Annotated in this window: 15 protein-coding genes and 1 pseudogene; 9 read left to right on the forward strand and 7 right to left on the reverse strand. The window is 37.9% G+C overall.

Annotated elements, in window-relative coordinates:
• The 3 genes and pseudogenes from G4Z05_RS16430 to G4Z05_RS14380 all read right to left on the reverse strand — a co-directional run.
• Window positions 1–279, reverse strand: a pseudogene (locus G4Z05_RS16430) (hypothetical protein); the annotation flags it as partial.
• The gene (locus G4Z05_RS14375) at window positions 279–857 is read right to left on the reverse strand and encodes a copper resistance CopC family protein (protein WP_038539618.1); all 579 of its coding nucleotides are present in this window, start codon (window positions 855–857) and stop codon (window positions 279–281) included. The gene G4Z05_RS14375 and the pseudogene G4Z05_RS16430, both read right to left, overlap by 1 nt.
• A 122-nt stretch (window positions 858–979) precedes the next feature.
• Complete coding sequence (locus G4Z05_RS14380) at window positions 980–1,429, reverse strand: V4R domain-containing protein (RefSeq protein WP_163184013.1); 450 nt, start codon at window positions 1,427–1,429, stop codon at window positions 980–982.
• A 156-nt stretch (window positions 1,430–1,585) separates the two neighbouring features.
• Between G4Z05_RS14380 and G4Z05_RS14385 the strand changes: the two genes are divergently transcribed.
• Window positions 1,586–1,834 (forward strand): DUF2249 domain-containing protein, encoded by a 249-nt coding sequence (locus G4Z05_RS14385; RefSeq protein ID WP_038539624.1) that lies wholly within the window; start codon window positions 1,586–1,588, stop codon window positions 1,832–1,834.
• On the opposite strand, the gene G4Z05_RS14390 is transcribed toward G4Z05_RS14385, so the two are convergent.
• Complete coding sequence (locus tag G4Z05_RS14390; RefSeq protein ID WP_038539627.1) at window positions 1,831–2,532, reverse strand: Crp/Fnr family transcriptional regulator; 702 nt, start codon at window positions 2,530–2,532, stop codon at window positions 1,831–1,833. The genes G4Z05_RS14385 and G4Z05_RS14390 overlap by 4 nt on opposite strands.
• Window positions 2,533–2,709: 177 nt before the next feature.
• On the opposite strand from G4Z05_RS14390, the gene G4Z05_RS14395 reads away from it, so the two are divergent.
• Together G4Z05_RS14395 and G4Z05_RS14400 are read left to right on the forward strand one after the other, a co-directional pair.
• Window positions 2,710–3,846, forward strand: coding sequence for a DEAD/DEAH box helicase (locus G4Z05_RS14395; protein ID WP_163252508.1), 1,137 nt, complete (start codon window positions 2,710–2,712; stop codon window positions 3,844–3,846).
• Window positions 3,847–3,948: 102 nt separating this feature from the next.
• Window positions 3,949–4,089, forward strand: coding sequence for a hypothetical protein (locus G4Z05_RS14400; RefSeq protein WP_163252509.1), 141 nt, complete (start codon window positions 3,949–3,951; stop codon window positions 4,087–4,089).
• Window positions 4,090–4,167: 78 nt separating this feature from the next.
• Here G4Z05_RS14400 and G4Z05_RS14405 read toward each other — a convergent pair whose 3' ends face one another.
• The 3 genes from G4Z05_RS14405 to G4Z05_RS14410 all read right to left on the reverse strand — a co-directional run bounded on the left by G4Z05_RS14405 (window position 4,168) and on the right by G4Z05_RS14410 (window position 6,417).
• Window positions 4,168–5,700, reverse strand: coding sequence for an FAD-dependent oxidoreductase (locus G4Z05_RS14405; protein WP_163252510.1), 1,533 nt, complete (start codon window positions 5,698–5,700; stop codon window positions 4,168–4,170).
• A gap of 121 nt (window positions 5,701–5,821) precedes the next feature.
• Window positions 5,822–5,956: a hypothetical protein gene (locus G4Z05_RS16645; protein ID WP_268926771.1), complete on the reverse strand. Its 135-nt coding sequence runs from the start codon at window positions 5,954–5,956 to the stop codon at window positions 5,822–5,824.
• Between the two features lie 77 nt (window positions 5,957–6,033).
• Complete coding sequence (locus tag G4Z05_RS14410; protein ID WP_240465398.1) at window positions 6,034–6,417, reverse strand: DUF1360 domain-containing protein; 384 nt, start codon at window positions 6,415–6,417, stop codon at window positions 6,034–6,036.
• Between the two features lie 362 nt (window positions 6,418–6,779).
• Here G4Z05_RS14410 and G4Z05_RS14415 point away from each other — a divergent pair, with 362 nt between their 5' ends.
• The 6 genes from G4Z05_RS14415 to G4Z05_RS14440 all read left to right on the forward strand — a co-directional run bounded on the left by G4Z05_RS14415 (window position 6,780) and on the right by G4Z05_RS14440 (window position 12,263).
• The gene (locus tag G4Z05_RS14415) at window positions 6,780–7,127 is read left to right on the forward strand and encodes a lmo0954 family membrane protein (RefSeq protein ID WP_163252511.1); all 348 of its coding nucleotides are present in this window, start codon (window positions 6,780–6,782) and stop codon (window positions 7,125–7,127) included.
• Window positions 7,128–7,202: 75 nt separating this feature from the next.
• The gene (locus G4Z05_RS14420) at window positions 7,203–7,847 is read left to right on the forward strand and encodes a PspA/IM30 family protein (protein ID WP_163252512.1); all 645 of its coding nucleotides are present in this window, start codon (window positions 7,203–7,205) and stop codon (window positions 7,845–7,847) included.
• Window positions 7,848–8,023: 176 nt separating this feature from the next.
• Window positions 8,024–8,755 (forward strand): cell wall-active antibiotics response protein LiaF, encoded by a 732-nt coding sequence (liaF, locus tag G4Z05_RS14425; protein WP_163252513.1) that lies wholly within the window; start codon window positions 8,024–8,026, stop codon window positions 8,753–8,755.
• Window positions 8,752–9,801 (forward strand): sensor histidine kinase, encoded by a 1,050-nt coding sequence (locus G4Z05_RS14430; protein ID WP_163252514.1) that lies wholly within the window; start codon window positions 8,752–8,754, stop codon window positions 9,799–9,801. The genes liaF and G4Z05_RS14430 overlap by 4 nt, the downstream gene beginning before the upstream one ends.
• Entirely contained in the window at window positions 9,794–10,426 is a 633-nt protein-coding gene (locus G4Z05_RS14435) for a response regulator transcription factor (protein WP_038539646.1), read from the forward strand. The genes G4Z05_RS14430 and G4Z05_RS14435 overlap by 8 nt, the downstream gene beginning before the upstream one ends.
• Before the next feature lie 493 nt (window positions 10,427–10,919).
• Window positions 10,920–12,263, forward strand: a complete 1,344-nt coding sequence (locus G4Z05_RS14440) for an oligosaccharide flippase family protein (protein WP_163252515.1) — start codon at window positions 10,920–10,922, stop codon at window positions 12,261–12,263.
• Window positions 12,264–12,355: the final 92 nt, after the last annotated feature.

Raw genomic sequence — 12,355 nt, forward strand, 5'->3', positions numbered from 1 at the left:
CAAAAATGGTATAATAATTGACCCCGTAGGGGTCAAATTAAAGTTAATATAGACCAAAAATTGCTTAAAATTTGAAAAGGCATTTCGAATTAAGTTTATTCGGAATGCCTTTTGTCTACAATCTGAAGCAACTCCAAGAGTTGCTGTTAATAATATCGGTTTAGGAATTTTTAAATCTGGACGAACCTTTTTAGGAACGAGATATAAAATAAAACTCCCCAGTAATAAGGAAAAGCTCAAGTATAGGAGTGCTTCACTAAGAATTGAAATGACAACCATTAGACTTGCTTCCTCCGTTTAAACAACCAGTAACTAGCGATTCCAATGATAATTAATAATACACCGATTGAAACTGGAATAATATAGTTATTAAATGTTGATTCTTCTGTTTTTTCATTGGTATCAGGATTGTCGGTAGCCTTAGTATTTTTTCCTTCATCTTCTTTCTTTTCGTCCTCAGACGGAACAACCTCTTCTTGAGGATCTTCCACTGTTTGATCGTCAGCTAATTGTATAGAGAAAGGAATCTCTCCTTCTAGTATATGACCATCCGCACCGATAATTTTCCAGTTAATTGTATAAGAACCATTTGCAAGCTTATCATCTAATTTACCAACTAATTTATTTCCCTCTACCGCTATAGAGGAAACAGGGATGGGATTTCCATTTGCATCTTTTAAAGTGAAAGTGCTGGCTTGCTCTATATTTGTCTCATAGGTGAGGGTGATCTCTTTCAATGGTTCTGTTACCATTTCCCCTTTTTTTGGAAAGGACTCTTCCAAATGGGAGTGAGCGAATACATTTGTTCCGAATAGAATGACTAACATGGAAAGGATAAGAGAGATTTTTTTATACATCATTTTCAACTCCATTATATTGTTAACTTTATCTGTAGTTCATTCTATCATCATTTGGTAACCTCTACTATCTTTTTCATGCTAATTTTCACAAAGCTTTCATAATTAGATGTTTGTGAGAACTAAAGCAATTTAATACAGTATTCGCAATATGGATCGCCATTCACATTACATTTTACTTCTTTCACCATTACTTTCCCATTATTAAAACGTGAAATAGCACCTTCGAGTATAGCTCCTTCTAAATCACAAGTTTTATTCCCTGGATGAGTGGGAAGACCTTTACAAAAACAATCATCTATTCGTATATGTATTTCTTTCTCTGTGGATTCAATGATACTAGGAATCCCTATTTTTAATTCCTTGAAAAAGGAGAGTACTTCTTCCATATTTTCTACTGGCAAACTTTGTCCAATTTTTCGGCCGACGGTCTTTGTTGTACTAGCCCCTTTCATAGGTAATCCTTGATACATCCCTATTAAACGAACCGACCGAAATAACTCCAAGGGGACGCTGTCGCCTAATGTTTTACGATGAATTAGTTTCATATCTTCATAAGTAAAAAGATCCATTTTGAACAATCTCCTTTATTTAGTATTTTTGTACTTTCATTTTATATAAGAAAAAATAAAATCCCTTGATTTATATCAATTCGGTTCAATAAACAAATAGATAAACTGAGTAACAGAAAGTTTATTCAAATTCAGTCAATAAGGAGAGAAAATAGGATGTTTGAAATCATTAATAATAAAGTAGTCATGGATGTTCGAGAGCGAATTGCCCGAGGCGAACATCCAAGAGGAGAGATTCTTCAATATATTAAACATGCACCTATAGGAACTATTTTTGAAATTCATCTGCCATTTCGCCCAGAACCACTCATAGCAAATATACAATCACTCGGGATGAATGTGATTGTCAATGAGCTTGAGCCTCATCATGTCCGGCTAATGACTGTAAAACTTGACGAAATTTAATTCATTTCTGCTATTTGTTTAAGTTGATTCAATTCCAGAATTTGTATATGGCGAGGGCCGTTTACACGAATCAAACGCTGAGATACAAAAGACTGAAGTTTGCGACTGACAGTTTCTGGAGTTGTTCCGATATAGCAGGCTAAATCTTTTTTTGTTATTGGCAGGGTAAAGGAGTGGTTTTTTGCCATCAGTTTATCGTGAAAAAGAATCAATACTTTAGCAAGGCGCTGTTCTACTTCCATCAAGCTTAATAACCCAACGGATTCATCGGCCTCATGTAACCGGTCATTCAAGGCAAGCAGAAAACGATACGATAAATGGGCGTTACTTTCCATGGTGGATAGAAAATCTTTTTTGTTGATAAAACAAATAACCGTCTTTTTCACAGCTTCCGCATTTACATAGTGTGTTTCATTTTTTAGCAGTGAAAATAAGCCGAAGAAATCACCTGGAAATAATAAACGAACAATTTGTTCTTTTCCACCTGCTGACATTTTTGTTAGTTTAATGACTCCCTCATTGACGACAAATAATGTATCGGACCGTTCTCCCTCCTGAAAAATTAATTCTCCTTTGGAGTATGTTTTGCTTCTTGTGACCTTTTGTAATAGTTGGAGATCTGCCTCATTTAAACCTTGAAAAACGGGAACAGACATAATGCATAGAGCTTCGTGTGAGCAGCCATTTCCACAGCACATGATTGATTCCCCCCAATCCTTTTATAAATTCATAGTATCTTCTAACATTTATTTTGGTAGTGATATGTATCAATGGGGGTTCATAAATAATCTGGACACCATGAGCTTATTAAGTTAGTATCAAATGGTTAACATTGAATAAATAATAAGAAAAAAACTTCGATAAAGGAGTCAAATATGTTGAACACGTTCAAACCATTTCTTCAGGAGGCGTGGAAAAAATCGGGATTTCAAACGATGGCCTCCATTCAGGAGAAAGCAATTCCATTAATCCTGGAAGGCAAGGATGTGATTGCTGAATCACCTACAGGAACGGGTAAAACCCTTGCTTACTTATTGCCGTTGCTACAAAAGATAGAACCGGAATCATCAGCCTTGCAAGCGGTAGTTTTGGCTTCTTCACAGGAATTGGTGATGCAGATTTTTCAGGAATTTCAAAAGTGGTCCGAAGGCAGTGGTATTAGAGGGACTTCCATTATTGGCGGAGCAAACTTAAAACGGCAGATAGAAAAATTAAAAAAGCGTCCACATGTGATATTTGCTACTCCAGGGCGGCTATTTGAGCTCATCAAGCAGAAGAAAGTCAAAATGCATGAAGTCAAGATGATTGTATTAGATGAGGGCGATCAACTTCTCACAAAAGAGCATTTAAGCACCGTGCAGAATATTATCAAATCGACAATGGGAGACCGCCAAGTTGTTTTGTTTTCAGCCACGCTGAATTCAGCCGCAGAAAAATTAGCAAAAGAAATCACTAGAGACTCTGAATTGATTCGAATTTCCCGGGATGAATCGGTTTCATCCGGAGGAGTGGAGCATATTTATTTTGTAAGTGAGCGCCGGGATAAAATCAAACTTCTTGAAAAAATTGCTCGATTAGATGGAAGCAAATCGTTGGCTTTCATTAATGACATTAGCGAGCTTCAAGTATTAAAAGAAAAACTTCAATATAAGAAGCTGTCAGTAGCCATTTTACATAGTGAAATGAATAAATTAGAGCGAAAACAAGCCCTTAAAGCCTTCCGTGAGGGGAAAATAAATATGCTTATCGCGACTGATGTGGCTGCAAGAGGGCTGGACATTCAAGGAATTACTCATGTAGTCGGAATTGATCTTCCGAAAGACCTCTCCCAATATGTTCACCGGGCCGGCAGAACAGGTCGGATGGGGGCAAGCGGGACCGTCATCTCGCTTGTGACACAAAGGGAAGAACGAGAACTGAAACAATATTGCCGGCAATTAAAAATAACACCGAAAAAGCGAACTTTTTATAAAGGGCAAATTGTAAAGTTTGAGGAAAAGTTAAAGAAATAAGCAGATTATGTCTTTCATCATGAAGAATGCTCAGAAGATATAGAATAAGTCCCACTGATTACACTCATACTATCATTGAATTTTCATAAAGGAGTGGCAGTTATGGGAAAGCAAAAGCTGGGCAACGCAAATGCACAACGGAATAACAATGTGAAAAAAGGAATGAAAAACAGTTCTGAACTGGTTGAGTTTGAAACTGGTGAAGAATTAAAAAGAAATCGTCCTCATGGTAATCCAAGGTAAAAAAGGAACGCCTCCAAAAATTTAGGAGGCGTTCTCTTTTTTGTCATTGCTTTCAATTCTCCCTAAAAGCGATCCATTCTATTCTTTTTTCAAAAGCTCCAAAGCTTTTACGGCTGGACCTTCAATGACCTCGCCAGTATAGGAGTATCGGGAACCATGACAAGGGCAGTCCCACGTCTTTTCACCTTCATTCCACTCACATTCACAGCCCAAATGGGTACAAGTGGTGTCTACCACATACAATTTGCCGTTCTCATCCCTATAGGCACCCGCTCTTTTTCCTTCGTAAGTAACAGTTGATCCTTCGCCGGCTTGTAAATCATCTGGATCCTTTGGTACAAACTCAACTTTTCCTTTTATCAAATGTTTGGCCACATCTAAATTGGCTGACATGATGCTTTTTACATCTGGATCGGCATGGAAGCGCTGAGGCGAGTATAATTCCATGTATGGGTTGTCACGTTCTAGAACATAATCACGTAGCAGATGGCCGGCAAGAATTCCCGTGGTCATACCCCATTTTTTATAACCAGTTGCCATGTATATATTTTTGCGCTCCGACGTAATTGGACCTATATATGGGACTTTGTCCGATGTGATTAAATCCTGGGCAGACCAGCGATAGGAGAACTCCTGAATGCCACATATATCTTCGGCAAATTTTTCAATCGCCTCATAATGTTTCATTGTATTAATGCCTTGCCCGGTTTTGTGCCCTTCACCACCAATAATCCATAACGTTCCCCCTTCGATGGGAGTGAAACGGATCGAGCGGGAAGGGGTGTCAGCGCTTAAATACATGCCACCTGGATATGATTTGTCCGTTTTAATGCCAATGGCATACGACCTGCTTGCATACATTCTGGCAAAATAAAGTCCCGGCTTATCATAAAAAGGGAAATGGGATGCCATGATGACATGTCTACAGGAAACTTTATGTCCATCCTTTGTCATAACTTTCGGATTGTCGGATTGATCGTCTTGAATATCGGTTGCGGTGGTATGTTCAAAAACGAAACAACCAGATTTCACGGCTTCTTCTAACAGTGCCTTTAAAAATTTGAGTGGATGATATTGAGCCTGGTTCCGCATGATTAACGCGTTTTTAATGGAAATATCAAAAGGGATGGAGTCTGTTAAAGCCCCATCAATTCCTAGCTTTTGATAGGCTTGATACTCCGTTTTTAGTTTCTGTTCATATTCCTCGGTTGTTGCATAGAGATAAGCATCTTCTTTGCTAAAATCACAATCAATCTGTTTTTCTTTTACCTCTTTTTCAACAAATTCAATAGCATTTGTGTGTGATTCATAATAAAGTTTTGCCTTGTCTTCGCCAAAATGTTGGATCAATTCGTCATAAATGATGTCATGTTGTGCAGTTAGTTTGGCTGTTGTATGGCCGGTGGTGCCATTCAATACGGTTCCTGCCTCAAGGATCGCTACTTTTTTCCCTTCTTTTGACAGTAAATAGGCAGCAGTAATACCAGTGATCCCTGCACCGACTATCGCTACATCGACAGATATATCTTCCATTAATTTTTTAAAAGAAGGCATTTCTAATTCGCGCCAATATGGTTTTGGGAATTGAGGCATTTTCTTTGCTGAACTCATAAGATCCCCTCCAAGTGAAAATAGAATAAGTTTAATTTTTCCTAAATAGAAAAATTTTATGTGACTGGAGGGAATGGATTAATAGCTCAATAAAAAGAAGCCCATATAAAAGGGCTCCCAATTATTCTGTATGGATCTTATCAATTCTGGTCGCATCTTCTGAATGAAGGGCCTGTTTTAAAAAATAAACAAGGGTTCCGCCTAGCAATCCTAGACAACTTAAGAAACCAATCGTGAGTATCCACCATATAACCATTTGGTTCTCCCCCTTATGCATGCACCGTGTTTCTTACAGATATATGCTTGGGGGAGGGGATTCTTTCCAATAATTTGTTAATGTTCGTCCTTTTTCTTTAGATTAGTGTAATAATCCACTTTTTTAATATTAACACCGACAAAAGTTTCTATAATGGATTGACCACCAGCAATGGAAAAAATCAGGATAAAAACAAAGGCAACCTTTGGGAAAAGAAGATAAGCTGTTCCGATCAATATGGCGCTCCACACACCGGCACACCAATAACATTTTAATAAATATCCGAACATCGATTTAGGTACTTCCTTTGTCTCCACAGTCCCATTTTCCGATTCCACTTTTACTTTTTTAACAAAAGGTTTCCGGATAATTTCGGTGATCTTATCAAAAACAATTAAATGGGTAAAGCGATAGCTGGCCAATATTAACATGATATAGGTCATCCAGGAAATGTCTCTCAATTTTCGTCCTCCAAAATTTATTAAAATCAATAAATTGCACTTGTGTCGCTCAAGGAGTGATATGATGTCTCGTTTCCTTTTATATTTTGAGTTTGAAATCAAAATTCTATCCGAGTAACTGTCACCAGCATTCGTTGCCACCCTATAAGAAACAGCTCCAGTCCTTATTTTTAACTCGACTACACGAATAGGAAATCATTTCTTACTTCACTACTCGGTGTAGAAGATCAACTTTAGCTGTTTAGGGACTGACCTTTTCTACGTCTCGGGTCCTATAAAAAAATCAAGCTCAAGCGCAATTTTGAGAGAAAGAGAAAAAAGGTAAGATGAAATCAAGATAAAGAAAGGAAGTGAACAGGAAGATGAAAAAATTTGGTTTACTTTTGGCAGGAGGAATAGCAGCTGCGGTGTTACTTTCAACCATTGTCCCAATGATTGGGCTGGCGGTTAGCTTGGTACTCCTATACTTGATTTTCAAACAGTTTTTAAAAGCTAAATCGACTGGTGCAAAGATCGGTTTGGGGATCGTCGGCTTCATTGTGTTAGTGGCTTCCATTCATAATGTACCAGCTGTCATCGGCTTGGTTGCAGCTTATGTCTTGTATCTTGTTTACAAAAATTGGAATAGTAACAAAGTGAGCAAAGTGAAAGAAGACTCAGACCCATTCACCAATTTTGAAAAACAGTGGAATGAATTGAATAAATGTTAATTGGAATTGTATTTAAGGCTTAAAGTGGAAAATTGAAAAAATCAAATTCATTAATTATAAAAGGAGTGTTTAAATATGGCAAACTTATTTACAAGAATTAAAAACACAATTTTAGCAGATTTGCATGAAGTTCTTGATCAAAAAGAAAAGAAAAACCCAATTGCCCTATTAAATCAATATCTTCGCGAATCGGAGCAGGAAACAGAAAAAGTTCGCAAATTAGTAGAACGTCAACATAATTTGAAAGATGAATTTACACGAGAATATCATCAAGCACTTGAATTAGCAGAAAAAAGAAAGTATCAAGCAGAAGTTGCTTCTAAAGCTGGTGAAACAGAGCTTTATGAGTTCGCCCATGCAGAGCATATGCAATATACAGAACGTGCTCAGCGCCTACAAGCTGCACTTGAAAAAGTGAATGACCAACTTAAAGAATTAGAACGTAAGTATGAAGAAATGAAACATAAATTAAAGGATATGCATCTTCGTCGAATGGAATTAATGGGCCGTGAAAATATTGCTCGTGCTAACCATCGAATTAATCAAGTATTAGAGTCCAATGACTATTCAGATAAATCTTATTCACGTTTTCAAGAAATCGACAACTATCTTAACCGATTAGAACATCAAGTGAATAGCTCTTATTATCGAAGCACCATTGACGCGAGAATTGCAGAGTTAGAAAAACAAATGAAAATCGAAGAAAGTAAGTCCAATTAAGGGCAAATATGGTATTCTTATAGAGGCGCATTTTTTAGCGCCTTTTGTGCATAAAAAGATTAGTACCTCGTAAAGTACCGCTCAATAGGCAATATAGATTTTATATGGAAGAAAAGTATAAATGGGTTTCATTTAATACTTTTCTGTTAGCTAAAATAAGAGGAAGGGGTGAGCCCATGTTCAAAAATATAAAAAGTGATTATACAGGTTGGTTAGTGTTTATCGGAGTCATTGTTTTGATTTTAGAAATTTTATTTTTTAATGAAGGGCTAATCTTCCACCTCTTTATTGCTGGCGGTATGGTCTATTTTGGACGTAGGCATCAAGGGAAAAAATTTAGAAAGTTTCTTTTCTATGGTGGCCTTATTTTATTAGGAATTAGTGTTTTAAGTATGATGACGTTCCGCTTTTTATTAGTAGCGATCTTCTTGCACTTTTTCATACAATATATCAATTCGAAAAAACAACCGAAAAAAATTGGGCTTGAAATCACACAAACGGAAACAAAACGCCAAGAACCAATCTTGTCAACCAAACCATTGTTTGAAAATATGTTTCTTGGACAGCAAAAAACACCGTCTAGTGTGTATGAATGGAATGATATTAATATACAGGCCGGGATTGGCGATACGATCATTGACCTTAGTTATACGGTTCTTCCCAAAGGAGAAACGGTTATATTTATTCGAAATCTAATCGGAAATATTCAAATTCTTGTTCCATATGAACTAGATGTAAGTGTCCAACATTCTTGCTTAATGGGCTCGACTAACGTTTTTGAAAATAAAATTCCAAGAATGTTTAATCAAGTGTTACATGTAAAAACCCCAGCATATGACCAAGCAGAACAAAAAGTAAAAATTATCACCTCGCTTATCGTCGGGAATTTAGAGGTGAACAGAATATGAGTACAACAGGCCGACAAGTAGTTACGAGTATTGGCTTTTCAGTTCTGTTTGCTCTTATGATTGGGGCAGTGTTTATTTATGTTTATCCCTTGCACAGCTGGTCCGAATTATGGTCCAAAGACTTTATGGATATTCCTTTTATTATTTTTCTCCCTGCGTTTAGCATTGTGGCGGGAATACTTTTAGGATCGGTTACAGGTCTTTATTGGAGAAAACAGTTTCATTTAATTGATCAATCACTACGACAGTTAGAGGAAGGAAGATATCCGGAGATTAGCCAAAAACCAGCAGTATCGGAGTTGCAATCGATTGCGACTCGGATGGAGAAAATCGGGAAGCAAATAGCAGAGCAAGCAAAGCTGTCACAGAGGCTCGCTACCGAAAAAGCAGTAGATCAGGAAGCGAGAATACAGGAAATAATTGAACAAGAACGGAATCGCTTAGCCCGTGAGCTACATGACTCTGTAAGCCAGCAATTATTTGCAGCATCTATGATGATGTCTGCTATTAATGAAACAAAAAAGCAGACAGATGAATCATTAGAAACGAAGCAGTTAAAGATGGTGGAAGAAATGATCCACCAATCACAATTAGAAATGCGGGCGCTTCTATTGCACCTGCGTCCTGTTGCGTTAAAAAATAAAACCCTTCAGGAAGGAATCGAAGAGCTGTTATTCGAATTATCGCAAAAGGTGACACTAGATATTAAATGGAAACTGGAAGATTTTCCACTTGATAAAGGAGTGGAAGATCATTTGTTTCGAATCCTTCAAGAGTCTGTTTCTAATACCCTTCGTCACGCACGAGCTAATCAACTCGAGGTCTTATTAATAAAAAGAGAGGATCTTGTAATTTTGCGAGTTGTCGATGATGGGATTGGATTTGAAGTAGAGGAGACAAAGGCAGGATCTTATGGCATGCAAAATATGCATGAGCGAGCCATTGAAATTGGGGGTACTTTAAAGGTCATCAGTGTAAAAAATAAAGGGACACGGTTGGAAGTAAAGGTCCCGGTTATGGAAAATGGAGTGGGGGCGCATGATTAGAGTATTATTTGTAGATGATCATGAGATGGTTAGAATTGGAGTTTCGGCTTATCTTTCTGCACAGCCGGACATTGAAGTAGTTGGTGAGGCTGATAATGGAAAAACCGGGGTAGAACTGGCACTTAAACTACGGCCAGACATCATTTTAATGGATTTAGTGATGAAGGAAATGGACGGAATTGAAGCGACAAGACAAATAATGGAACAATGGCCAGAAGCAAAGATTATTATTGTAACAAGCTTTTTAGATGATGAAAAGGTTTACCCGGCACTTGAAGCGGGGGCAACTAGTTATTTACTAAAAACCTCTAAGGCAAGTGAAATTGCCGATGCCGTCCGTGCAACCTACCAAGGTCAGTCTGTTCTCGAACCGGAAGTAACTGGAAAAATGATGGTGAAAATGCGCAAGAAAAATCAGCACCTTCCCCATGAAGATCTCACTAGCCGAGAATTGGAAATCCTTCTACTGATGGCAGAAGGGAAAACGAATCAAGAAATCGCCGATGAATTATTTATTGCACTTAAAACTGTAAAAACTCATGTCAGCAATATCCTTAGCAAATTAAATGTTCAGGACAGGACTCAAGCTGTCATTTATGCATTTAAACATTCATTAGTCAAATGAAAATGGCTATGAAAACATAAGTCCTTTCGTTTTGAGAGCAACATAGAAATTAACTTATATTAGTAACAAAACATAAAAAGTGTGGTTATGATTAGCCACGCTTTATGTTTTGGGTGGATTATCTTAGTTAAACAAGAATAAATAATAAGGAAAAACGTTTGGAAACCAAGCGTTTTTTTTATGCACTTTTAACTATCGACAGTTGACTTGTCCTAGCTCCAGCGTCCTAGCGGCGAGACACCTTCAGTCTCCGCCCTACGATATGTCAACATCGATTCGACTATCGTCTCAATGTGTTTCCTTTATCTCAGTTGGAGAGTCACTACAAGAAAGGCTTCGGCAGCCTCAACATCGCACGACCGAAAGCGATAGCTTTTGGGAGGAGGATATATGCCGCTGAGCAGGGCGCTTTCGCTTTTCTAATTTCCTCTACTATTCACGGGACTTGTCTCATATGCTTGTAAAAGCGAGATGAAAAAAGGGGAATAGGATCATGGCTATTTATTACAGAGGCATATTCTTTTTGGCAGTGACAGCATTTTTAGGGGAAGGTATAGAGTTTTTGGTGAATATGATTCTGGCGAGAGAGCTAGGTTCCCATGGATTGGGGATGTATATGTCCATCTTGCCGACGATATTTCTTATCGTCCTTTTAGCAAGCTTTGAATTGCCCGTATCCATTTCTAAATTTGTGGCAGAGAGGGAGGAACGTTACCACCGAAATATTTTGTATCACGCCATAAGGTTGGCCATTGTTTTAACTTCCATTCTATTACTGATTGGGACCATTGTCGTTCCCTTTGTTCCTGTGTTTCAATCGTATCATCCTTCAATCAAGTGGCTTGTTTTACTGCTTATTCCGGTTATTTCACTTACATCGGTAGCCCGGGGCTATTTCATGGGAAGGCAGCAGATGGGGAAAATTGCTGCAGCTAACTTTTTAAGAAAATTTATTCAGCTCGGAGCTTTATTTGGCTTATTTCGTTTCTTCGAATTTAATTCAGAGATTTCTTTGTTAGTTGCCATTAGTACATTGATTGGAAGTGAGGTTGTTGTTTTTCTATATCTTATTTTTATGTTTAACATTCAGGTACAGCAGATGAAAAGGCAACCTTTTTCCAATTTAAATCGAAAGCTTGTCCGGAAAAACTTAATGGCGGTATCTATTCCAACAACCGGAATGCGCTTGTTTTCCGCACTGACCAATGCAGTGCAACCATTCTTGATTAAAGGAGCATTGATTCATTCCGGTTTAACCGGAACGATCGCAACGGAACAGTTTGGAATGTTAATGGGGGTAGCTATGTCAATCGGCTTTTTTCCAGCTTTTATTGCCCATTCATTACTAATTGTTCTCATTCCAGCGGTATCCAAAATGTATGCGGAAAGCGACTATTCGAGTCTGCAAAAAATGCTCCAGCAAGTTATGATGTTGACTCTTATTTATGGATCAGTGGCTGTAACCATTTTCTATTTTTTTGCACCCGATTTGACTTCGTTATTTTTTAAATCCGAAACCTCAGCAGAATTTCTGCAGTTACTCTGGCCATTTTTTCTGTTCCATTATTTCATTTTGCCACTACAGGCATTTATGATAGGGCTTGGCATGATCAAGGAAGCTTTTTTTCATATTATTTGGTCAACAACCATCAGCTTTGGTCTCATCTTCTGGCTTGGTGCTATGCCGGAATGGCGTATGGATGGAGTCATTGTCGGAATGAACACAGAGGCAGTATTGCTGGCGCTCTTGCATTATTTGACTGTTACGAAAAAAATAGGCTTATCACTATCCATGAGAAGGGCTTGGCCAAAAATAGCCAATCAGCGGTTAAAGTAACTTTTATATGAATAGGATTACAGGTTTTTCATCGTTGATGATAAAAAAGTAGCTCCCAAAGTTCAGCGAAGCTTCTAGTTCGAAAAGCACAT

The sequence above is a fragment of the Neobacillus thermocopriae genome (genome assembly GCF_010975035.1).
In the GTDB taxonomy this organism is placed as follows: Bacteria; Bacillota; Bacilli; order Bacillales; family Cytobacillaceae; genus Neobacillus; species Neobacillus thermocopriae.